General features: G+C 33.7%; 14 protein-coding genes. 5 read left to right on the top strand and 9 right to left on the bottom strand.

What is annotated here, in order from left to right:
* The first annotated feature begins 47 nt into the window (after nucleotides 1-47).
* Nucleotides 48-1094, top strand: a complete 1047-nt coding sequence (gene thiL / locus HNP35_RS01395) for a thiamine-phosphate kinase (RefSeq protein WP_184159165.1) — start codon at nucleotides 48-50, stop codon at nucleotides 1092-1094.
* Nucleotides 1095-1185: 91 nt separating this feature from the next.
* Here the strand turns inward: thiL and HNP35_RS01400 are convergent, their stop codons facing one another.
* The 5 genes from HNP35_RS01400 to HNP35_RS01420 all read right to left on the bottom strand — a co-directional run bounded on the left by HNP35_RS01400 (nucleotide 1186) and on the right by HNP35_RS01420 (nucleotide 7140).
* Nucleotides 1186-1884 carry a response regulator gene (locus HNP35_RS01400; RefSeq protein ID WP_184159163.1) on the bottom strand — a complete coding sequence of 233 codons (699 nt, stop codon included), beginning with the start codon at nucleotides 1882-1884 and terminating at the stop codon, nucleotides 1186-1188.
* The gene (locus tag HNP35_RS01405) at nucleotides 1874-3931 is read right to left on the bottom strand and encodes a tetratricopeptide repeat protein (RefSeq protein ID WP_246453297.1); all 2058 of its coding nucleotides are present in this window, start codon (nucleotides 3929-3931) and stop codon (nucleotides 1874-1876) included. Before HNP35_RS01405 ends, HNP35_RS01400 begins: the two co-directional genes overlap by 11 nt.
* A 97-nt stretch (nucleotides 3932-4028) precedes the next feature.
* Nucleotides 4029-4337 (bottom strand): hypothetical protein, encoded by a 309-nt coding sequence (locus tag HNP35_RS01410; RefSeq protein ID WP_184159161.1) that lies wholly within the window; start codon nucleotides 4335-4337, stop codon nucleotides 4029-4031.
* A gap of 177 nt (nucleotides 4338-4514) precedes the next feature.
* Entirely contained in the window at nucleotides 4515-5330 is an 816-nt protein-coding gene (locus HNP35_RS01415; protein WP_184159735.1) for a LytR/AlgR family response regulator transcription factor, read from the bottom strand.
* A 271-nt stretch (nucleotides 5331-5601) separates the two neighbouring features.
* A complete protein-coding gene (locus HNP35_RS01420) occupies nucleotides 5602-7140 on the bottom strand; it encodes a glycine--tRNA ligase (RefSeq protein ID WP_184159159.1) in 1539 nt (512 codons plus the stop codon).
* A 98-nt stretch (nucleotides 7141-7238) separates the two neighbouring features.
* On the opposite strand from HNP35_RS01420, the gene HNP35_RS01425 reads away from it, so the two are divergent.
* The gene (locus HNP35_RS01425) at nucleotides 7239-7919 is read left to right on the top strand and encodes a ComF family protein (protein WP_317618006.1); all 681 of its coding nucleotides are present in this window, start codon (nucleotides 7239-7241) and stop codon (nucleotides 7917-7919) included.
* A 4-nt stretch (nucleotides 7920-7923) separates the two neighbouring features.
* On the opposite strand, the gene HNP35_RS01430 is transcribed toward HNP35_RS01425, so the two are convergent.
* Nucleotides 7924-10605 (bottom strand): reprolysin-like metallopeptidase, encoded by a 2682-nt coding sequence (locus HNP35_RS01430; RefSeq protein ID WP_184159157.1) that lies wholly within the window; start codon nucleotides 10603-10605, stop codon nucleotides 7924-7926.
* A 197-nt stretch (nucleotides 10606-10802) separates the two neighbouring features.
* On the opposite strand from HNP35_RS01430, the gene HNP35_RS01435 reads away from it, so the two are divergent.
* The 3 genes from HNP35_RS01435 to HNP35_RS01445 all read left to right on the top strand — a co-directional run bounded on the left by HNP35_RS01435 (nucleotide 10803) and on the right by HNP35_RS01445 (nucleotide 13288).
* Entirely contained in the window at nucleotides 10803-11732 is a 930-nt protein-coding gene (locus HNP35_RS01435) for a bifunctional riboflavin kinase/FAD synthetase (RefSeq protein ID WP_184159155.1), read from the top strand.
* Between the two features lie 114 nt (nucleotides 11733-11846).
* Nucleotides 11847-12284: a hypothetical protein gene (locus tag HNP35_RS01440; protein ID WP_184159153.1), complete on the top strand. Its 438-nt coding sequence runs from the start codon at nucleotides 11847-11849 to the stop codon at nucleotides 12282-12284.
* 137 nt (nucleotides 12285-12421) lie between these two features.
* Nucleotides 12422-13288, top strand: coding sequence for a cupin-like domain-containing protein (locus tag HNP35_RS01445; protein ID WP_184159151.1), 867 nt, complete (start codon nucleotides 12422-12424; stop codon nucleotides 13286-13288).
* A gap of 52 nt (nucleotides 13289-13340) precedes the next feature.
* Here HNP35_RS01445 and HNP35_RS01450 read toward each other — a convergent pair whose 3' ends face one another.
* From HNP35_RS01450 to HNP35_RS01460, 3 genes are all read right to left on the bottom strand, one after another.
* Nucleotides 13341-16658: a T9SS sorting signal type C domain-containing protein gene (locus HNP35_RS01450; protein WP_184159149.1), complete on the bottom strand. Its 3318-nt coding sequence runs from the start codon at nucleotides 16656-16658 to the stop codon at nucleotides 13341-13343.
* 379 nt (nucleotides 16659-17037) lie between these two features.
* Entirely contained in the window at nucleotides 17038-20901 is a 3864-nt protein-coding gene (locus HNP35_RS01455; RefSeq protein WP_184159147.1) for a T9SS sorting signal type C domain-containing protein, read from the bottom strand.
* 135 nt (nucleotides 20902-21036) lie between these two features.
* Nucleotides 21037-25140 (bottom strand): T9SS sorting signal type C domain-containing protein, encoded by a 4104-nt coding sequence (locus HNP35_RS01460; RefSeq protein WP_184159145.1) that lies wholly within the window; start codon nucleotides 25138-25140, stop codon nucleotides 21037-21039.
* Nucleotides 25141-25266: the final 126 nt, after the last annotated feature.

Genomic DNA, 25266 nt, shown 5'->3' on the forward strand with positions numbered 1-25266 from the left:
AAAACCTTTGTACCTTTGCACCTTAATAACTTTGGAACTTAACAAAAATGATTGAAGATAAAAATCAGCAGAGAACTAGTATAGCGCAGTTGGGTGAATTTGGTTTGATTGACCATTTAACGAAAAATTTTGACGTTACTCAAGAATCGACTTTAAAAAGTATTGGCGATGACGCTGCTGTTCTTGATTTTAAAGACAAAAAAGTAGTTGTTTCTACTGATTTATTGATAGAAGGAGTTCATTTTGATTTGGCTTACATGCCATTGAAACATTTAGGATACAAAGCCGTTGTGGTAAACGTTTCTGACATTTGCGCCATGAATGCAAAACCAACTCAAATTACGGTTTCTGTAGCTGTTTCTAATCGTTTTCCTCTTGAAGCTTTAGAAGAATTATTTGCAGGAATCACACACGCTGCAAAAGAATACAAAGTTGATGTTATTGGTGGCGATACAACCTCATCTCAAAAAGGTCTGATTATTAGCATTACAGCAATTGGTGAAGCAGATGCAGATGAAATCGTTTATAGAAACGGAGCTCAAAAAACAGATCTTTTAGTAGTAACTGGCGATATTGGTGCTGCATATATGGGATTGCAGGTTTTAGAAAGAGAAAAGCAAGTTTTCCAGGTAAATCCAAACAATCAACCCGATTTAGATCCTTATACTTATCTAGTAGAACGCCAACTAAAACCAGAAGCACGAAAAGATGTTCGCACTTTACTTCATGCTTTAGATATAAAACCAACAGCTATGATTGATATTTCAGACGGATTATCTTCTGAGATTATGCACATTTGTAAGCAATCTAAAGTTGGCTGTAATTTATATGAAGACAAACTTCCTTTAGATCCTCAATTTATTTCGACTTGCGAAGAGTTTAATATAGATAGTACAACGGTAGCTATAAACGGTGGCGAAGATTACGAACTTTTATTTACAATTGATATTAATGATTTTGACAAAATAAAAGGAAACCCGAATTTCTCAGTTATTGGTCATATGACAGAAGAAAACGAAGGAATTCATTTGGTAACGCGTGCCAACACAAAAATCGCTTTAAAAGCACGCGGTTGGGACGCATTGAGCGAGTAATTTTTAAAAAATTTCAAATAAAAAATTCCAAATTCCAAAAGCTACTTTAGTGATTGGAATTTGGAATTTATTTTTTATTGGAATTTATATTTTAAAAAAGCCCTTTACTTTTGGCTTCTTTCAGCAAATCATCATCAGAATCATTTTTAATTTTCAGCAGTTCTTTTAAATGTTTTTTCCTTTTTTCAATTGCATTTAAAGAAATCGGAATGTATTGCAACATATCTTGATTAGAAATTCCTTTTGATAAATGAATTAATATCTGCTTATCATACTGATCAATTTCAATAGCATTGTGAGTAGACTGATTAAGCATTTTGACTACCGACTGACTGTAATATTTTTCGTTTTTCATTACTTTATCGAATGCTAAAAGCAGTTCATCAAAAGTAAGATCATTTTTAATGACAAGGCCATTTGGCTGAATCGTTCTGATAATTGTTTTGATTTTCAGCAATTCAGTATACATTGTCAAAAGAATAATTTTGCACGAAGGCATTCTATTTAGCAAAAGCTTCGCCAAATCTTCTCCAGAAAAAATCTCTCTTTCTTCATATGGAGGCATACTGATATCTAAAAAAGCGATATCAAATTGAGGAGAGTTTTGATCTGTAATAATTTCGTAACCCGATTTACAATCGTGTGCCTGAAAAATCGAAAATTCGTATTGCTGAGCATTATACCGCGTAATGGCATTCTTGTATCCTTCAATAATAAATGGATGATCATCTACTATTAAGATGTTTCTTTTAACTAATTGCGAGGCTGAGTCTGTTAAATCAAATGTCATTATTATGCTGGTAAATATTAGGAATTATTGGGATTTTAACGGTGAGCTTTGTTCCTTCCCCTTTAACAGATTTAATATTAACTGTTCCTTTGCATTCTTTTGCTCTGTATTCTATATTGTGCAAACCAATTCCGTTTTTAGTCTTCTTAGTATTAAATCCTATTCCGTCATCTTCGATAGTTAATACCAAAACATTATTTACATTTTTAAGCTCCACTTTGATAAAATCGGCACTAGCATATTTATTACAATTCTGAAGCCCTTCCTGAATAATTCTATATAAATTGATTTTGACAATGTTGCTTATTTCCTCCCATTTTATATCAGGATCAAAGGTGGTAATCAATTTTGAATTATACGTATTTATTTGATTTTCAAATAGTTTATTTAGAATCGCAATAAAATTATTAATTAATTCTGATTTTTCTCTATTTAAATCATGAGAAATTTCACGAATATCTTGTTCTATATTTTTCAGCTCCGCCAAGTATTTTTTTCTTTTAATGGCAGCTTCTTCTTCATCTAGTTTATCCAAACTATCCAAACTAATTCTAATCCCAAACATGCGACCTAAAACCCCATCATGCAATTCCTGCGCTACATTTTTCTTTTCTCTTATTCTAGTCAATTCAATTTCATTTTGCTGAGAGATCATCAAATTGTAAATATCTTCGTTTGCAATCTGCTGTTGTTGCTTAAATAAGAGTTCTCGGTTTTTAGCTTGTTGGGTCTTATAAACATAGAAAAACAACCCGAGCAAAGTACAAATACTAAAAACATAAACCAAGGTTTTATTTTTCTCTTGAAGATTAGAGTTTTGATCTTTTATTTCGTTGGTTTCGTACGCAATTCTAGAGAATTTTTCTCCCATTTTACGTTCGTCTTTCAACATTTTATCATTAAGCTTGATATATTCTCTAGAATAAATTGAGGCATTTTTAGGATCAACAGCTGCGGTTTGTTTTAAGGCTTCTAATGTATTTACAAGTTTTCCAGTTTTTCGCGAAAGAGTTAATGCCTGTTTAGACAACTCTAATGCTTTTGCTGTATCTTTATAAAAGGCATAATATTCAGACAAATGAATTTTACTCGATACTACTCCAGAAAATAAATCAAGACTATCTCTTATCTGTAAAGATTGATAGAACAAATCTGGCAATTGATCAGAATCATTCATCTTGAATTTAGAATACCCTAAATTATCCAACAAAATAGCATACAGACTTGCCCTGTCCTGAAAAAGATTTTTTTCTTGAAGTCCTTCCTCAAAATATTTTTCTGCTTCTTTATAATTGCTCATATTCATATATATGAAACCAATATTATTTAAAGAAGCTGCCTTATATTGAAATTCTGATGCTATATCTTTATCTTGGAGAATTTGTAAAGCTTTATTCTGAAATTCCAAAGCTTTTTTATATTCTTCTCTTTCATTATATAAAACGCCAAGTAAATTATAGCTTTCATATAAAAGTTCGTTTACTTTTTTTTCTTTTTTTAAGATGCTCAAAGTCTTAAAAACAGTTATTTCACTTTCAAAAAAATCTCCTTCATTATATTGTAAATTGGCTTTACTCAAAAATGTTTTCGCCAGATTTATTTGATCTTTTATTTTTAAATAGGTCTTTTCTGCACTAAAATAATTCATAAAAGCACTATCAGAAACAGATTGAGAAACATAGTAGTCCCCTAAATACGTGTAAGCGGTAGCCATATGAACAGAATCTTTAGACTTCTCTGATCGCTCTAAAATCAACTTTGTAGTATTGAAATAGGCTTTCCAATCACTCATATTATAGTAACGATTGGCAACTTTAAAAAGGTTTACTTTATTTATAGAATCATCTTTCTGGCTTAAAATAATATTTAATGCCTTAAGATTATAATTTTGCTTGATTTTGAAAGGAATGCTGTCTTCATTGGCAAGAGAAAGATAGATCGGTAGGCTATCTGCTGAAGAAACTGTATTAGTATCTAGTCCTGTTTTTTTGGTACAACCCAACAAAACCAAGAATATAAGTAATACTATTTTGTTTACGTCTTTCAATTATGTCTTTGGAATTTTACCAAAAATAGTAAAAAACTTGAGACACAAAAAAAAAGCTGTCATTTCTGACAGCTTAAATATATATTTTGATTGTAGATTAGTCTACTTTTTTATCATTTCCGATTGATTGATTTACACTAGAAAAATTTAAATTTCTAGAGTCCATGCTCAATGCATCTTTCTTTTTGATTACTCCACCAGCAGCTCCACCATCAATTGGCAACATTGCTAAAGCATCTTTCTTTTTAATTACTCCACCTGCAGCTCCACCATCAATTGGTAAGAATGCAAAAGCATCTTTTTTCTTAATTACTCCACCTGCTGCACCACCATCAATTGGAGCGCTGAAAGAAGTTGCAATTACTACTAATGAAAATAATCCGAATGTCAAAGCTGTTTTTTTCATGACCTGAGGTTTTAAGATGTTTGTTTACGTTTTTGGAAAATGATTCGTTGTTTGTTGCGAATCACGGTGTAAAACTAACATTAAGGCTGAAAAAAATTTATACGAAAAATTGAGTTTGTGGTAGATCATACCCAATTGATAGTCAATGGGTAGCAAATCCGAGTAAATGACTACTTTTTAGATTTCTAGGTAATTACCTGCTGCAAAATCAGCAATTATTTGGTCTACATTTGCTTTGTAGGTCTTAGAAAATGGGATTTTCTTTGAAGAATTTTTAAGATAACAGATAGCATTCCCGCTGTGAATTCTAGAAATGTAATTTCGATTAATCACATAACTATTGTGAATACGAATAAACGGATAGGTTAAAATGCTTTCAAAATGCTTTAACGTTTTAAATGCCGTAATCATTTCACCTGTATTCAAATAAATATCGGTAGAATTGTTATCTGCCTGAAAATAACAGATATCCGCAGCATTTAAATACCGGTAATCTCCATAAGATTTTATACAGATGGTAAGTGGCTTTTCTACATGTTGAGGAATTGCGACTGTATCATTATCTATAACGACAGAAACAGGTTCTTGTTGTATTGAAGTGTTTTTTGTTTCTAGATTAGCCTTATTTAGCTTAAAAATAGTCTTTCTAAGATCTATTTCCATAACTGGTTTTAAGAGATAATCGTAAACACCATATTGAATGGCATCAAAAGCTTTATCTTTCAACTTTGTTGTCACGATAATTTTAGGGATTTCTTGAAAGAAACGGTGCAATTCGCTAATAAAAGTCAAAGACAACTGACTTGAGGTATTTTTAGGATCGATTTCGAGAAAAACTAATTCTGGTTTATGTTCTAAAACCAAATTCAAACCATCTTGAAAATTTGATGCCGACGCAATAAAAGATAATTCTGAAAAACCTGCAGCGGTTGTTTTGGTTTTCAAAATACTTTCAGCATCATCATCAACAATAATATACGAATATTTCCTCAAGTTTTGGTTTTGTTGATTTTCTCCATACGCAATTTCAATCAAAAATTAGATTTCTGATTGAATGAACTGGCGAAAAATTGGTTTTGGCTTTTTACCCGAATTTAAAAATACGGATTTAAACATTTTAAGCCGTTCATTGTTAACACATTACATCTAAATGTTAATACAAAATGATGAAATGCAAAAAACATCGATAAAATGCGTGTTTTTTAAAATCAAAAATCCCAAACTCCTTTACGGAATTTGGGATCAATACTATAATTTGTAAAGATTACATTTTCATTAACCAGTTTTTCATCGAAACTTCATTTTCGATAATTCCTCTTAATTCTGTAATTTTTACACGATCTTGTTTCATAGTATCTCTATGACGAATTGTTACCGTTTCGTCTTCTAGAGTTTGATGATCTACTGTTATACAGAAAGGCGTTCCTAAAGCATCTTGTCTTCTGTAACGACGTCCTACAGCATCTTTTTCATCATAAGCAACATTGAAATCCCATTTCAAATCTTCAATGATTTTTCTTGAAACTTCTGGCAAACCATCTTTTTTAACTAATGGCAGAACTGCTGCTTTAGTTGGTGCTAAAACTGCTGGTAATTTTAAAACTGTTCTTGTAGAACCGTCTTCTAATGTTTCTTCTTGTAATGAAGTAGCAAAAACCGCCAAAAACATACGGTCTAAACCAACAGAAGTTTCTACTACATAAGGAACGTAGTTTTCGTTTAGTTCAGCATCAAAATATTGCAATTTTCTTCCAGAATATTTCTCATGCGCTTTCAAATCGAAATCTGTACGAGAGTGAATTCCTTCCAATTCTTTAAATCCGAATGGGAAATTAAATTCGATATCTGCAGCTGCATTTGCGTAATGCGCTAATTTTTCGTGATCATGAAAACGGTAATTTTCTTTTCCTAATCCTAAAGACAAATGCCATTTTAGACGCGTATCTTTCCAATGGTGGTACCATTTCATTTCTTCGCCTGGACGAACAAAAAATTGCATTTCCATTTGTTCAAATTCACGCATACGGAAAATAAACTGTCTTGCAACAATTTCATTTCTAAACGCTTTACCCGTTTGAGCAATTCCGAAAGGAACTTTCATACGACCCGATTTCTGAACATTTAAGAAGTTTACGAAAATACCTTGCGCCGTTTCTGGACGTAAATATAAATCCATTGCAGATTCTGCAGAAGCTCCAAGTTTAGTTCCAAACATTAGGTTAAACTGTTTTACATCAGTCCAATTTTTAGAACCAGTTTCAGGATCGGCAATTCCTAATTCTTCAATTAACGCTTTCACGTCTTGAAGATCATCAGTCATACCTTTTGCAAGTCTTGATAAAATTTCTTTCTTTTTTCCAAGATATTCAACTACACGAGCATTGGTAGTTACAAATTCTTCTTCGTTAAAAGCATCACCAAAACGAGCTTTTGCTTTATCAATTTCTTTTTTAGCTTTATCTTCTAGTTTTTTACAATAGTCTTCAACTAAAGTATCAGCTCTATATCTTTTTTTAGAATCTTTATTATCAATTAATGGATCATTGAATGCATCAACGTGTCCAGAAGCTTTCCAAGTTGTTGGATGCATCAATATTGCAGCATCAAGGCCGACAATATTTTCATTCATCTGAACCATTGATTTCCACCAATATTCACGGATATTCTTTTTTAATTCGACTCCATTTTGTGCATAATCATAGACTGCACTTAATCCGTCGTAAACTTCGCTTGACGGAAAAATAAATCCGTACTCTTTTGCGTGCGAAACCACATTCTTAAATATATCTTCTTGTTTTGCCATAGTGATGCAAAAATATAAAAAGTACCTTTAAAAAAAAGAAAAATAATAAAGTTTGAAGTGCTGATTTTCTTATTTTTGTAAACAAAATCTTTCTTTTAGTGATTAATTATCTAATAAATCTATTTTTTCCCAAAGTCTGTGATGGATGTCGCGCTATTTTACTGCAAAATGAAAATGTCTTTTGTACACTTTGCCGACATGAAATGCCTCTTACTCAATATCATTTAGATTCAAAAAATGAAGCTGTAAAAAAGTTTTATGGGAAGATTGATATTCAATTTGCATCGACGTTTTTATATTTTAATAAAAAAGGAATGGTTCAGGAATTAATTCACAATCTAAAATACAAAGGACATGAAGAAATTGGAACTGCTCTTGGAAATTGGTATGTAGAAGATTTAAAAGAAGTTTCTTTTGAAATTCCTTTTGATGTTGTTATTCCGGTTCCTCTTCATAAAAGAAAATTTAAAGAACGAGGCTATAATCAAATAACAACTTTCGGAAAAGCTATTGCGAAAGGTTTTGGTATTCCCTTTAATGAAAATCTTTTGCTTAGAAAAGTATATTCTAAAACGCAATCTAAAAAAGATCTTTTAGGAAGATCAGAAAACATCGAAAATATTTTTGATGTTGAATTTATCGAAACAAACCACAATAAACACTTTCTCATTGTTGATGATGTGCTTACAACGGGAGCAACAATTGAAGCCTGTTCGCGTGCTTTATTAAAAATTCCAGGCGCCAAAATAAGTACAATTTGTATCGCAATGGCGCACTAGAAATTTAGTTTACTATTATTTTCCTTACTGTTCTTTTCTCTCCATCTGTAATTGTGACAAAATAGACTCCAGCTGGAACTCCCGGCAATTGAATATCTTGTATAAAGTATCCAGAGCCTTGGAATGTTTTGTCGTAAACATATTTTCCTAAGATATCATGAACATAGACTTTAATATCTTTAACTGAATCACGTTGAAACTGAATCGTAAAGTTTCCTTTATTTGGGTTTGGATATAAAGCAAAATCCACATTTTGAAAATCTCCAGTATCTAAAGTATAAGTTTTATTACAAATATTTACCGAAGCCGAATTTATGGTTCCTAACATTCCCAAAACAGCATCACGCACTCTAAATGTCCAAACTCCTTGCGGATTTTCTCCATTAAAGGCACTTAAAGCGCTAGCAGGAATTACAATTTGGCTTGCGGTTGCATTACAATTTAAAGCAGTTCCGCTATCGTCAAACTGAAGTGCTAATGTAGAACTAGTCGTTCCACAGCTTTTGTTAAAAAGACTTACTATTGTTCCGCTTGGACTCACAATCTGCATTTCGAGATCAGAAAATCTCGCGTGCGTTACATTCACTGAAACATTAACGTCTGAAATTGTTCCTGTAGAAGATGGTACTGTTACTGTTTTACTTATAAAAGTAGAACTGTTACCTGTTGAATAACCTCCTTCAAAATTATAAGTAGCGCAACTTGTTGAAACGGCATAGCCAATTGCAAAAGGTGTCTTATTTAAGGCGTAATAGATATTACTTACTGGTTCAATTAAAAGCCTACAATTCGTAGAAGGAGTTATTCCAGACGGAATTAAAACTGTTTCTGATCCGTCATTTAAGGTATTCGACGCTAAAACTGTTGGAAATGTCAGACCACCATCTAATGACAATCTGATATTAACATTTGAAGATCCCGGAAGTGTATTGGTATTATTGACACTCCACGTAATGGTTTGTGCAGAACCTCTTTCCCAAGAAACATTATCTGCACTTTGTGATGTAACAGCAAATGGTCCTGCCGCAGCGCTTACGGTAACAACCATAGCATCTGTATTGGTTTGAGCTGTTCCTTCTGCTGTAATATCTCTTCCTGTTAAAGTAAAATTCATTGTTTTTGCAATCGAAGAAACAGATTCCCAAGTCGTGGTTAGCTGATTATTCAACACAGAACTAAAAGCTGGCATATAACGAACGGGAGATGAAGTTGGCGGAAATGATCTGAACATTGGTCCGTCTGGCTTTGTCGCATAAGCAATACTATTTGCGCCAGTAGTTGTAACTGCGCTATCAAATTGTTCCCAAGTATACGTTATTGAATTACCCTCAGGATCAGAGCCTGTTCCTGTTAAAACAAATGGTGTACTAATTGGAATCGTATAATCTAATCCTGCATTAATTACGGGAGGATTATTTGTGATTGGCGTGGTTACAGCACAAGTTTTTCCTGCTAAATTATTCTGTATCTGATTAATGCTTCCGTATGAAAAATAATCATCGGAATTGCTTTGAATATCATAATCATCTGTTACACCAGCGTATGCCATAATAGTCGAACCACTTCCTGGTTCATACTGTGTTCCAGTTCCTTCCGATTTATATGAAAAAGTATGTGTTCCTCCAAGTTGATGTCCCATTTCATGAGCCACAAAATCTATATCAAAAGTATCGCCAAGCGGTCTTCTATCTGCTGGAGAAGTATAAGCACTTCCTTTTCCAAGCGGAGTGTTGGTAGTTGGATCTACACAGACACAGCCAATGCAACCAGCATTTCCTCCGCCACCAGATGCTCCAAATAAATGACCAATATCATAATTTGCGTTTCCTATTACTGTTGTCAATGTTGTTTGCACTTCTTGTCCCCAAGTTCCTCCCGGGTCGGCAGTTCCTTGAGCAGCATTAGAATACGGATCTGTAGAGGCGTCTGTATAAATTACAGCGTCATTATTGGCAATTAAAATTAATTTTACAGAAAGATCTTTATCAAAAACTCCGTTTACTCTTGTCATTGTAGCATTCATTCCTGCTAATGCACCCGCTTTTGTGCCTCCGAAAAAGGTTGTATATTCTCCTGTACAAGATAATGCCAAACGAAATGTCTTATACTGCTTAGCATTCGAAGCTGTTTTTCCTGTAATTGTCGATTTATTTTCGGCAACTAAATCGGTTGTGTTACAATTCAGGCGCATTTTAGAAGCTGCGTTATCTGCCGATTTAAACAATACATATTCCGATTTATCATCAGGATTTTGCTCAATATATTCAGTCTCTTTTTCTAGACGAAAAACCATAGTTTGCATTCCGATTGGAGCAACACTAAAATAAATCTTAGCATTTTTATCGTCTATCCCAATACCTTGATAAGCTCTGATTTCTGGATATTTGGCTTGTAATTCAGGATCAAAATTAGAAGATTCCCAAACGGAAAAACGCTCTAAACTTCCATCCGCATTTGGAATTGTAATTTCTGTCGAACTACTTTTTGCAGTTTTACTGGTTGCAGAAACTAATTTCGAACTTAGAAGATCTGCATTTAATTTAAAATATAATTTATTTGAATCTGAAGCACTTGCCTTTTGCGTAAGCGAAGAAGACGAATTTACTTTTTGCCACAAAACATCACTCTGTCCTTTAACACTAATACAGCAGAAAATAAAGAATATATAAAGTAGTTGTTTTTTCATATTTCGATCGGGATATAATATCAAAATTAATCCAATTAATTTGAAATCATACAAGATATAAGACAATTAACGCTTTTTAATCGACGAGTTGGCTTGTTTTTACAAAAAGAAATCGACAGAATAGTTAAAATTCGATTTAGCCAGTATTAAATTTAAGACAGAATAGTATAAATTTGCAGCATCTTAAATAATTTGTTTTGAAGCTCTTTCATTCTATAAACGATTTTCAGTCAACCAAGAAAACTATTTTAACTCTTGGTACTTTTGACGGCGTGCATATTGGTCACAAAAAAATTCTGGAAAGAATTACCCAAAATACTGAAAACGGAAAATATGAAAGTCTGGTTCTTACCTTTTTTCCGCATCCGCGAATGGTTCTTCAGGAAAAATCAGAAATTAAATTATTAAATACCATCAGCGAAAAAACAAAACTTCTGGAAGCAACCGGAATTGAAAATCTTGTTGTTCATCCGTTTAACGAAAGTTTTTCAAGATTAACTGCTGAAGAATTTGTTCATACAATTTTAGTAGACAAATTTCAGATTCAGAAAATAATTATCGGACATGATCACCGTTTTGGACGCAATAGAACGGCAAATATTGATGATTTAATTGCTTTTGGAAAAGAATATGGTTTTGAAGTGGAACAAATTTCAGCTCAAGAAATTCAAGACGTTTCGGTAAGTTCTACCAAAATCAGAAAAGCTTTAAACGAAGGCAATATGGCTTTGGCAAATGAATATTTGGGTTATGATTATTTCTTAAATGGTACTGTTGTCAAAGGAAAACAATTAGGAAGAACAATTGGTTTTCCTACCGCAAATATTCACATCGAAGAAGACTATAAACTGATCCCAAAAATTGGAGTTTATGTTGTAAAAGCTATCGTAAATGAAGAAACTGTTTTCGGAATGATGAACATTGGTTTTAATCCGACTGTAAATGGAGACAAACAGACTATCGAAGTCCATCTTTTTGATTTCGACAAAGATATTTACGATCAAAACATAGAAGTTTCGTTGTTGCATTATATTCGTGAGGAACAAAAATTTAGTTCTGTCGATGCATTAAAAGAACAGCTTAATCACGACAGAGAAGTTGCTGTGAATTTTATAAATCTTCTGTAAAAAATCGCAACACAGTTTTTGTCCGTTTTTAAATCATCGTAGTTATTTTTTTAGTAAATTTGATAGAACACTGTTTTTCAAATATTTACTATTAACTTCTAAAAAATAACCACTATGAAATTACCTAAAGAAATTACCAATGGTTTTTTGATTTTTCTCGGAATTGGCATTTATTTTTTATTGATGAATGTATTAGGTCTAGCAGATTTGTTTTATTTAAGGACACTTAACGTTTTCTTTATTTTCTACGGAGTTAACAGAACAATGCAGATGAACCTTCATGAGGGAGAAACCAATTTTGTTACTAATGCCGTTTCTGCCATGACGACTTCTGTAGTCGGTGTATCGATGAGTGTATTTGGCTTATTGGTTTATAGTTACGCTCGAGGCGGAGATGCATATGTTAAAACACTTTCTGAAACATTTATGTTCGGAGGAAATCCATCAGTACCAACTTATTGTATTTGTTTATTATTTGAAGGGCTTGCTTCTTCTGTAATTGTTACTTTAATGATGATGCTGTATTGGAACAACAAATATGCAGCTGACTAATTTTTGAGGGTTTCGCAGATTAAATCATTTTAAATTCGATTAAATCAAAAATTTAGTTAAAAGAGTTCATTAATCTCGATAAATATTTTTAAATTGCTTGTAGCTCAGTGCTATAAGCAATTTTTTTATTCAGCAAAATGAAATTAAAACAAATAGAAAGGGTAAAAAAAATCTCCAAAACCGATTTTATTTCCCAATATGTAAAAAAACAAATTCCTGTTGTTGTTGAAGAGTTGACCGAAGATTGGCCAGCTTACAACAAATGGAAATTATCTTATATTAAAGAAATTGCAGGAAATGCTATTGTCCCTTTGTACGATGATAGACCTGTTAATCACGAAGATGGTTTTAACGAAGCTCATACCAAAATGAAAATGAGCGACTACATTGATTTATTAGAAGAAAAGCCTACCAATTACCGTATTTTTCTTTATAATTTAATGAAAGAAGTTCCGTCTTTAAAAGAAGATTTTTTATGGCCAGATATTGGTTTAAAATTAGTCAAACAAATGCCAATGCTATTTTTTGGAGGCGAAAGCTCCAGAGTATTTATGCATTATGACATTGATTATTCTAACATTCTTCATTTTCATTTTCATGGAGAAAAACAATGCATGATTTTTCCTCCGGATCAGTCAAAATATATGTATAAAGTACCTCACGCATTGATTTCGAGAGAAGATATTGATTTTGATAATCCCGATTACGAGAAATTCCCTGCGCTAAAAAATGCAGAAGGATATATTACGAATCTGAAACATGGAGAAATGCTCTACATGCCTGAAGGCTATTGGCATTATATGAAATATTTAACTCCTGGATTTTCAATGAGTCTAAGATCGTTTCCAAAAAACATAGTTAATTTATCGAAGGCGGCTTATAATGTTTTTATAATGCGCCATTTTGATATTATGATGCGAAAAATTCAAGGTCAAAAATGGATTGATTACAAAAATGAAAAAGCAATTACAAATACGCACGAAAATTTACAGCGCACATTTTAAATAAAAAAGCGGTTGAATTAAAAACTCAACCGCTTTTTTATTTTTCCAAAATCTAGAAGACTATTTTTTTAGTAGTCGTGTATCCATTATTCAAGGTTACTTTTACCAGTAGAACCTGATGTGCAGGTGGCAAATTAGTAATTAATAATTCTTTGTTATTAATATCCTCTTTTCTATACAACAATTTACCTCCAATATCATAGATAGTCGTTTCTTTAAGATTTTCGGTGTCAGATACTGCTTGTAGTCTGATGCTTTTATCTTTTACGGAAACAAACACATTTTTATCAAGGCTCACAAAATCATTAGTTTCTAATTTTTTATCATTATAACGCAATACAAAACGATCATTAAAAACCCCTGTCGCAGTGGTAAATGTATAAGCACTTGCTTTAAGATCATGTATTTTATTTGTGGTTTTATCTTCCAAATATATTGCTTGCGTACTCAAATTACCATCTGTACGTTCTATTGCAATAGTAAAATCACCAGCAATAGAAGATCTATATCCTAAAGGAACAGTATCTGATTCTTCAAAAGGTATTGCACGCCCTTGAATGACCAATTTATTCAATCCATTTATACTGTAAAAATCAAGCAATGGATTTGCATCTAAAGTTTCTGCATCATAATTATCATCCCACAAATTTGTGGCGCCTTCGACATAACCAATTAATATTTGTTTAAAAGCACCACTAGTATTTGTAAAATTTAGCCAAACACGATGTCTTTCAAACTCACTTTGGTTAGATTTAAAAAATTGGCTATTTCGGCTTGAAACTCTCATTAAATTTGTAAAAACAGCTCTTTGCCCAGTTTTTGATTTAGCAAAAAATCCTTGTCCAGCTGCAATATATCCTGATGGAGCATCTGTATTTCCTGGAGTTGTGGCTCCTGTTCCTGTCATTGATCCAACTGTGGTGTTTCCCGAAAGATTGTAAATCGCAAAATCATTATTATTATAATAATATTTTCCATCAGCTGGGTTAAGCACAGGAAGTGAATTATGTGTCCAAAAATACAATGTACCATAAAAATTTGCTGCATTGTCAACAATAAACCTATCAGCGTAGATTGCCGAAGGATAAGGATTTCCAAGCAGATTAGATTTTTCAGCTACAGCGGCTGGCCCTAAAATAGTTCCGTTATTAGGCACTCCAGTAAATACTCCACCATAAATTGCAGTTGAATTGGTATCATAAGATTGAGGAGCTCGAATATTATAACCATTTCCTTTAACCATTTCTTCGGTTCCATTTAAAATAACAACCCAACCAGTATTTGGAACAAATTTATAATACTTATCTAACAAAGTAAGTGGAGAAAATTCTTGTAGCGTAAAAGCGGGTACTCGAGTCACAGGAGAAGACCAATAGGTTGCATCAAGGCGTCGTATTGGTTTTGAATTTCTTTTATAGGTAATATTTCCACTGTTAGTAGCTTCTGAGATCTGTACCAAACTCGAATTATTTTCAAAAACAAGAGAACCAGTTCCTAATACAGTTACTTCATTAGTAACTGTTAGAGTATTGGTGCTTTGAACAATTAAAGAACCATTATTTTGTATTGTTAATCGATTTGCATAAAAGACTCCATCTGTACCAGAAATAATAGGACTTATCGTCATCTGTGGAATAACTACACAATCGGATGCCAACGGAACTCCTGCCGGAGTCCAATTCGCAGACGTACCCCAATTTGCACTTAAGCTACCATTCCAAGTTTTAGTAGCTACAGGATTTATAATAACTGCAGTAGTTGGCGACTGGCAAAGTGTTGTATTATTTCTAACCCTTACATTATATGTTCCTGTTGCCAAACCAGTAAAAACTCCTGTAGTGTTGCTAAAAGATACTCCGTCAAGACTATATGAAAAACCTGTTCCAGATGCTGGCGATGTTACTGTTATCGTTCCTGTATTCACATCGCAAGTTGGCTGTTGAGTAGCAGAAGCTGTTGGAGCTGATGGTGTAGCATTAACAACTACAGTAATAGGATAGTTTATCGATACACAACCTGCGTTACTTACTGTAAGTGTTCCTGTATAACTTCCCGCAGATGTTCCTGCTGGAACTGAAATAATTATTGGGCTTGCTGGTAAAGTTGCATTATTTACAGCTATAAAACTATTTGTAGGCGATGCACTCCAAGCAATACTGTAATTTGTCGGCACATTTGTTGTTCCGCTATAAGTTAAATTTACATTTTGCGCGCTTGTACTGCTACACACCTCAGCAATAGAACCAAGCGCTATTGTAGGACGAGCTGTAACCGCAATCAAAACCGAATTATTAGCTGTAATTGATGACGTACAATCCATTGATTTTAAACTAGTAATTGTGATAGTGCTCCCTCCAACAGTATTTAATCCAGTAGCGATAAAACTTCCCATACCAGCTGTTGTAACCGTAAAATTGGCAGTTAATGTCGCAACTGGACTACTCGTAGTGTAAGTTGCAGTATAATTACCTTTAGGTAAGCTTGCTGCCGTTCCAGTAAATTCTACTAATGATGTTCCTGTAGTAGTACAAGCACTAGATGCTTTTATTGTACTTAAACTGTATGTTTTACAAGTATATGTAAGTATTAAATGGCCACGAGCACCTGCTCCTCCATTTTGAGAAGCCGTCAATGAACTTAAAGCGCCACTACCACCACCTCCATAAGTTTTTCCATCATTACCTAGGCTATTGCCCAGTGCTACACTAGAAATCGGATCTCCACCTTTACCGCCACCGCCAGCTAGATTGCCGGCATCTCCCCCCGCACCTGCTCCAAAAACCGCTAATAATGCAAGAACTCCTGATGATCCATTTTTACCTGGCTGTCCAGCCACAGATCCTGTAGTACCTGTAAAAGCACCAGCAGCTCCCCCTATTGGACTTCCTCCACTATTATTTGCAATACCAGCGCCACCACCGCCAGCATTAAATGTAGCCGTATATGTTGCGATATATGATGCACCACCAGATACTCCGTTACCGCTTGTTCCTGCTGTTGCTTTACCTACAAATATGCTTAATATTTGCGGTGTACTTGTTGTAATTTTTCCTTTTGCATAGGCTCCACCGCCACCGCCACTTCCACCTCTTCCTTCTAAAAGACTCGCAGTTGCACCTCCTCCAGATCCTCCTGCTCCCCAAGCTTCCAAATTTACTTCATCAATTCCGGCAGGTAGCTCTAAAGTATTGTCCGCGGGAAATTGATGTGTTATCGTTTGCGCTTTTGCAGAGGTATAAAATAATGATATAATTAAAATCAGAAAAAATTTCAATTTAAAACAAGGTCTCAATTTTAATTGTATTCCATCACGAGTTTGTGAATTGGAAATACTTGAGAAAGTAAATCTTATAGGTAAAGTTCTTTTCATCTTGTGGTATTTTTAGTAGTTGAAAAAAATAAACTCAAACGCTAACAAGACTGATTGCAAAATTGAGAAGGAAGTAATTTATGTAGATCTATATTTTACAATCAATTTCGAAACACGTAGAAATATTTAATCGATTATATTGCGCACTTAATCGACAAAATATTACAACAAGGTACGATTTTATTTACATTAAAATTTACTTTGTAGTATTAAACTTTAAATTTTAACACTCGAAATATCATTTTTGTAAAAAATAAGAAAAAACTGTTAAAACAAACTTTAAACAGAGCTAAACCATTAATTTACAATGACATATCAATCAAAAACAAAGCCCTTGCAATAATTTGCAAAGGCTTGATATTTTTTTCTATTAATTACTTTAAAGAATTATCTTTCTTGAACTAACATTCCCATTTTCTAAAGTAATTTTCACGAACAATACTTGATTTGTAACACCTAAATTTTCAATAAATATCCTTTTAGTTTCAATTCGATCTTTTTTATATAATTGATTTCCTAAAACATCATATATACAAACTTCTTTAAGATTTTCATTTGATGATTCGATCGAAATAATGTGTTTTTTAACTGAAACTAAAACTTCTTCTATACTCTTGACATAAACATTCCTATCTAATTTTTTATCAGTAAAAACAATTGTAAAACGATCATCTGTAATTCCGCTTTCTGATTCAAATTGGTACGATGTTTCGCTTAGATTATGAAGTTTATGTAAAACCTTATCCCATAAAAAAATGCTCTTTCCATTAAAAAAACTGTCCTGATGATCTATTTCTAGAATTAAAGAATTTTTATTAGCCAGTTTATATCCTAAAACAATTGAATCATTTTCGGTAAATGGCAGTTCTCGTCCTTGTATTACAAGTTTCTTGCTGTCAATTTTACTGTAAAAATCCATTAATGGATTAGAATCAAGAGATTCTGCATCGTAAATTGCGTCTAAATCATTTGATGCTCCATCTGCATAACCCAATAAAATTTGCTTAAATATTCCATCTTGGCTTTTAAGATTCAGCCAAAAACGATGCTTTTCAATTTTACTTTCGGATGCTTCACTTTTAGAAGGCTTAAAAAAGGAACTGTTAGATCCCAAAATTCGCATACTGTCATTAAATTCAAGAGTTCCAGCCGAGTTTGTTCTCAAAAAAAATGCTTGCCCTGAAGCTATGGTTCCATCTGGTGCCGAAGTATTTGCGCCAGAACTTTCGGCAGAACTTGTCCCAACTCCTCCTAATAAATTATAAACTGCAAAATCATCTCTAGAATAATAATTATTTATAGGAGGCGTGTTATGTGTCCAGAAACACAAGGAAGTTTTGATTGTAGGCAAATTACTTTTTATAAAACTATCGGCATCAATAGCACTTGGATAAGGATTGCCAATAAGATAGGATTTATTTGCAAATGGAAGCTCAACATTGATTTTACCATTATTTGGAACTCCTTTAAAAATTCCCTCAAATATGGATCTTTCGGTAGTCGAATAATACTGTGGCGCTCTGATACTATAACCCTGTCCAGGATTCATCGTCATTGTTCCATACAAACTGACATTCCAACTCGAAATCGGATCATACCAATAATACTTATCTAAAAGTGTATCTGGCGAAAAATCAAACATTTTCTGACCTGCTACTGGCGAAGACCAATATGTAACATCGAATCTTATAGCTGGATTTGTTTTTCTTTTTAGATGAATAATTCCAGTATTAACCATGTCATCATCTGATTGGTACAAACTAGCAGCATTCTCTAAAATCAAAGTACCAAAACCGGTGTATGCAAATTCAATATTTAATGAATTTTTCTCGAGAAGCGTTACAATTTTATCTTGAGCAACGCTACATGCGCAGATATTGGCACTTGTTAGATTTGGATAATTTTCATTAAAATACACATCTTTACCTGCCGAAGGAAAACCTGCTGACCACGAATTTCCATTCCAAATTGTAGTATTTACGCAAAGTTTCAAACGCGCAATTCTATGTTTTGAAATTCCAGAAACTGAGTTAAAAATACCGCCAATTAGCAATCTATAATCTACTGTAAAGTTCATTGCAAAAAGAGTATTATTTAATGACACAGCAAAAGAATCATCAAAAGACCCTGACGGCAATAACCTAATTAATCTCATTGCGGAAACATTTTTGTAGGTTCCTGAAAACGCCCCACCTACTAAAATTCTATCATCGGGCTGAATTAAAATGGTACGGACATCTCCTTTACTAAATCCTGTTCCAGAGTCGAATGTTGTATCTAGGCTTCCGTCGATGTTCAAACGAAGAATTCTTTTTTGAGAGATTCCATCAAACGTCAAAAATGATCCTCCAACAATAATCTTTTGATCAGATTGTAAAGCAATCGCATAAACATATTTATCAAATCCTTCTCTAATTTTAAAACTTAAATCAATTGTTCCATCAGAATTTAAACGAACTAATCCAGCAAAGGGCAATCCATTAAATGTTTTAAAATGACCACCGACAAGAATCTTACCGTCAGTTTGCACTACCACCGATTCAATAATACCATCTGCACCCAAACCAATATTAAAACTAGAATCTTTTGAGCCATCTGCCAGTAATCTTACTATTTTATTTGCATTAATTGCCGACCCAATGTATTTTGAAAATGCTCCTGCAACGATTATTTTTTGATCGGATTGAATGGCTAATGCATAAACTTGTCCATTAAAACCTTCTCCACAATAAAAAGAGTTATCTATTTGTCCGTCTTGAAAAATCCTTACGATTCGATTATTGACAATATCATTATATTTAGTAAAACTTCCACCAATAATTATCTTTTGATCCTCTTGCAAAACAGCTGTTTTTACTAGATTATTTGCACCTACATTTTCAGCATTAAAAGCAGTATCAATTGCACCATCTTCTAAAAGACAAGTAATCTTAGACACTAAAACTTTATTGAATTTTTTAAAATTGCCTCCAATAATCGTTTTCTTATTTGGGAGTGGTAAAATGGTTAAAACAGAATTGTCAAAACCAATACCCGAAGATAAATAAGCAGTATCAGCTTCTCCGTCATTGCTCATTTTTACCAATCTTCCTTGATTTTGTCCATTAAAAACTGCAAATGATCCGCCAGCATACCAAGAATTTTCTTCATCAGTTTCTAAAGCCAAAACAGAAGCCGAAGCTGGTCCAGAACCGATATCAAAATCTGCTTTTTGTGTACCGTCTGAATTAAGATATGTTAATCTGTTTACTGGGCTATTGTTATAAAAACCCGTGAAAGATCCACCGATCATAATGTCACCAGACTGGCTAATTTTAATTACTTCTACTCCTTCTTTACTAAAACCAGATCCAGTCAGAAAACTTTCATCCTTTGTTCCGTCTTCATTTAAACGGATAATCCGATTGACTACATTCGAGTTATAAGAAGTAAAATTTCCTCCCAAAACAATTTTTCCATTAGTTTGTAGAGCAATAGCATTTACATCGTCATCGAAACCAGCTCCAGAGTTGAAACTTGAATCATAACTTCCGTTGTTATTTAATCTAATAATTCTATTTGCAGGTGTGCCATTAAAAACAGTAAAATTTCCTGTAAGTACTATTTTTTCACTAGGCAGAATTTTTACATGCGTAATGTTAAGGGCTGACCCATTATTAGTCAGAAAAGAAGAATCTAATGCTCCATTTGGCAATAAACGCGCTATACGGTTTACTGTTACTGAGTTGTATTTTGTAAAACTACCAACCATAATAATTTTACCATCTGATTGTAAGGCAATATCATAAATGATTCCTGTAGTTGCTCCCGTTGAAGTATTGAAACTGCTATCATAAGAGCCATCTGGATTTAAGCGGATAATTCTTCCAGCGCTAATTCCATTGTAAGCGGTAAAACTTCCTCCAATAATTATTTTGCCGTCTGGCTGTAAATAAGATGAATAAATTTTTCCATTAAATCCAGTTCCTGTATTGAAACTTTCGTCAATAGATCCATCTGGGTTGAGACGAGTTAGATAGGAAACAGGAATTCCGTTTAGGCTTATATAATCTCCTCCAACAATTAAATTGCCATCTCTTTGAATTTGAAGTGTTCGCACAGCATTGTTAAAGCCATCGCCAAACTCTCCATTATCAATTGTATTAAAAGAAGTATCGACCTTTCCTTGCTGGGCTAGAATCAGGTTTTGTAAAGGGAGAAAAAATAATATTAGTAAATACAGTACTTTTTTAATCAAAATCATATAATTAGAGTTAAAACACAAAAGAATTAACCTAAATTATAAAGGCTTAAACAATAGTACAATACCTAGATTTAGGGATATTTTAAACAAAAAAAGCCCATCTTTTTAAGATGGGCTTTTTTTAAATGCTATAAATTACAAGTTAGAATAAACGATTTTTTTAGTTAGAGTATGTCCATTTTCTAAAGTTATTTTTACTAATAAAACTTGGCTTCCTGAATTAAGATTTGAAATCTGTAATTCTGTTGAATTAATATTAGTTTTAGTATATAACAATTGCGCTCCCACGTTATAAATGTTCACATCTTTAATCGTTTCTTTTGAAGAAGTGATTTTTAAAACTTTATTTTTCAGAGAAACTACTAAACTATTTTCAAAATCTTCGAACTCTCCTGTTCCTAATGTTTTAGAAGTGTATCGAAGATTGAAACGATTTGCAAACGTTCCAGCTTCTGTCGTGAACTTATAGTTTTCAGTACGTAAGTTTATTATTTTACTAGTTGTTAAATCTTCTAAATATACTTCTTGAGTATCGAAAAATCCGTCTGCATGATCAATTGAAATGGTATATTCTCCTGCAGTTGCTGCCTTGTATCCCAAAGGAACGATGTCTTTATTGTCAAAAGGAAGCGCACGTCCTTGAATAGTCATGTTGTTAGATTCGTTGATACTATAAAAATCAGCACTTGTGTTAGAACCTAAAGTATTGGCATCAAAGTTAATATCAAAGCTATTTGTAGCTCCCTCAATATATCCGATTAAAGCCTGTTTAAAAGCTCCTAAATCATTAGAGAAATTAAGCCACAAACGGTTTCTTTCAATTTCATTTGATTCTTCTGATTCGGCAGTTTTGTAGAATTGTGTATTATTACCACTTCTACGCATTGAGTTAGTAAAACTTAGTGTTGGCGTTTTTGGCCTAGCTAAAAATCCCTGTCCTGCTGCGATATACCCTTGAAAAGGTTGTCCGTTAAGATTTGCTCCCGAACTTGTATCTGTACCTCCAGTAAGATTAAATGCGGCAAAATCAGCATCATTATAATAATATTTCCCGTCTAGAGGATTTAGTACTGGAGAGGAATTATGAGTCCAAAAATAAAGTGTTCCTAAGTTTGTATTTCCATTAATCAATGCCGATGCACTAATTGCAGAAGGGTATGGATTACCCACTAAATTGTATCTATCTTGTACTACAGTAGGGTTAATCGGGCCATTATTTGGAACACCTACAAATACTCCCGTAAATGGAGCTGGCGTATTAGTATCAAAAGACTGTGGAGCCCTTATATTATAACCTTTTCCAACCGCCATAGGCATGCCTCCATTAAGATCAACGGTCCAAGTTGAAGTAGGATCATACCAATAATATTTATCAAGTAGGGTATTCGGAGATAAAGTCGCCATGGTGAAAGCTGCATTTGTAACTGGCATTGACCAATATGTTGCATCCATACGTCTTACATTTGTTGTTCTCTCGTAATTAATCTGCCCTGTGTTTCCAACATTTGTTGTTTGCATCAAACTTGAACCACTTCTAAATGTTAGCTGTCCGTTTGTAGTTACTGCATTAGTAATTACTAATGTTACACCAGTCTGCACTATAACACTTACGCCTGAATTAACAGTTAATGAACATCCATTAACAACAGGGGTTCCAGTTGGGAAAGGCGTTCCTAAGTCTGAAGCAATAACAATTCTTTTAGAACTAGTGGGAGCACCTCCAACCCAAGTTGAACCGTTCCATGTGCTTGTTGAATTATCAGCTATAGGTTGCGAAACTGAAGTTGAAGCACATGTTGTTGAAGTTTGAACTGTGAAAGTGTAACTCCCAGCTGCCAGACCAGTTACATCATAAGGCGTTCCAGAACCAGTTAGCGTTGCCGTAGCTTGTCCTGTCTGATTAATTGTCCACGCACCTGATGGAAGATTTCCTAACCTTATCGTTCCTGTAGAATTGACACAATCAATATCTGTAAAAGATGCTACACTTGGAGCTGCTTGAATTGCATTTATAGTTACATTGCCATATTCTGTCCCTGTTATTACTGGACTAGAACTTACAATTCTCATTTTATACCCTGTTCCTCCCCCAATTCCTGTAGGAATTGAGACATTTATAGAACCCGATGTTGTTGATGTTGTATTCCCAATACTTGTTGGTGATGCAAAACTTCCTGAAGCGTCTGATAATTGTACTGTGAAAGTATTTGAAGCCGAATAAGCTGGAATAGGCGCAGGGCCTCTAACTGTGTAAGGAACAGAAAAAGTTGATCCCGCACAAAATGGAGATGCGACTGAAGTAATAACTATGTCTCTGATTCTAGCCAAAGCAAATAATCTATTTGTTCCAATACTAGCCGTAGTCGTTACTCCATTAGCAGTAGCTGTTCCTGCTATTAGAGAATAATTAGCTCCTGTATTTATACGCCCTCCAAGAGCATCTAATGGACTAATTGCTGTTTGACGTGATACCGCAATCCTACTATTAGTAAAGTTTGCCGAGGTTAACAAAGACCAATATTCGGTAGTGCTCAAAGTTGCTAAAGTTGTATTATCTGTAGCTCCTGGTGAGCCTGTATCGAATGCCTCTACTTGAGCAGTAGCCCCGGCAATAGATGTAGTAGAAGGCGATATTAATGAAAATGGCAAATATTCAGCTCCCTTACCTACTGGGAATAAAAATGTGCTCGTAGATGAATTAGTGGGTAAAGTCCATCTTACAGGACCATTTATAAAAGAAGTCGCAGAACCACCAACGATGGCATTATTTGCAGTTCTTGTAACATTAAGTAAATTCGAAGTAGAAGTTGTTAAGTTACCACTTGTCATAGTAAGAGTATTTGTTACTACAATATCATCATTTAATCCATAAGTTGTTGTTGTAGAACAGCTAACTCCTGATGAATTATTTATAGTAAGGTTATAAAATGTAAAATTATTAACCCCCTTTCCTGTAATGAGTTGTGGACTAGTACCATTAAATATTACTGTACCTGTACCTGGTATTATATTTAATGCAGCGTTATCGGTATCTCTATTAAAATTACCGGCAACATAAAAATTACCATTAGGTAAAGTTGCGGAAGCTCCAGCTCCTTTTAGATTGAAATTACCTGAAAGATTAAAAGTAGTACAACTTGCTAATGTCACATCAGAACCAGTACCAAAATCACCTAAAACTGTTAAAACACCTGCACCACTAGTTGATTTCGCTCCAAATTGTAACTCAAGATGAAAATAATCTGGAACATACGAAATCGTTTGGGCAGCAAAGCCATTATACTGAACAGTACTGCCTGTCAGTAAAAATATCCTAGCTTTACTAAACAAAGTTGGAAAAACTGTAGATGTTGTACCACCGACAGTAGTTCTTCCAAGAAATAAAACTGTCCCGTTCTCTGCAGTAAGAGTTCCAACATTATTACCAGTAATTTGCTTTTGATCATCAATAAGTCTCGTTCCTGGCGTTTGTATCAAAAGATTATTACCAACAGTTATTGCTGCGTTCAAGGTTTTATCTCCTCCACCCGAAACTGTAAAATTATAATATGTATAAGGCCCTCCTACAGTTTGTGCACCATTATTATTATAATTCACCGTCCCCGAAGGAGCGCTCAAACTTCCTCCACTAATAGTTCCTCCAACATTCAATAACCCGTTACCAGTATTAGAAAACGTAATATTACTCCTTTGGGTACTTGTTCCCATAGTTACGTTATTTGTAACATTGACTATACCGTCACTACCAATACTCAAACTGTTAACTCTAGTATCGCTTCCTGAAGTATTCATGGTTATACTTGAAGCATTTAATGTACCTGAAACAACATTAATTACTGTATTTCTACTATTTTGAGTAGGAGCAGTAATTGTTATTGCTCCTGTTGTCAAAGTACCAGACGAATTTATTGTTAATGTATTATTACCAGTACCAGTATTTGTAATATTTAAAGTGGCGCAAACTGCTCCTCCAGTAGATATGATAGGTTTATTTGTCACGTTTGGAATAACAACGTCATGTGCCGGAAGAGGCACTTCATTTCGAGACCAGTTGGCAGCGACATACCAATCAGTATTTGAAGATCCATCCCAAGTATTTGTTTGTGCAAATCCAAAATTAATAACAAAAAACATCGCTAAACAGATCTGCCAAAAACTAGGAACAGGAGATTTCTTATTGAAAAGATTATTAGAAAATTGTAATAAAAAGCGAACAAACAAAAGTAGTTTTCGTTTCATATCAATGTGGTATTTATTTTAAATTTGTTTTTGATTGCTAAAAAGCAAAAAGGGCATTCTTTATCTAAAAAAAACAATGTCTTGTGAATTTTCAATCAACTTAAAAAAGTTAAAATCTTGTTTTTC

Source organism: Flavobacterium notoginsengisoli (assembly GCF_014207905.1).
Classification (GTDB): Bacteria; Bacteroidota; Bacteroidia; order Flavobacteriales; family Flavobacteriaceae; genus Flavobacterium; species Flavobacterium notoginsengisoli_A.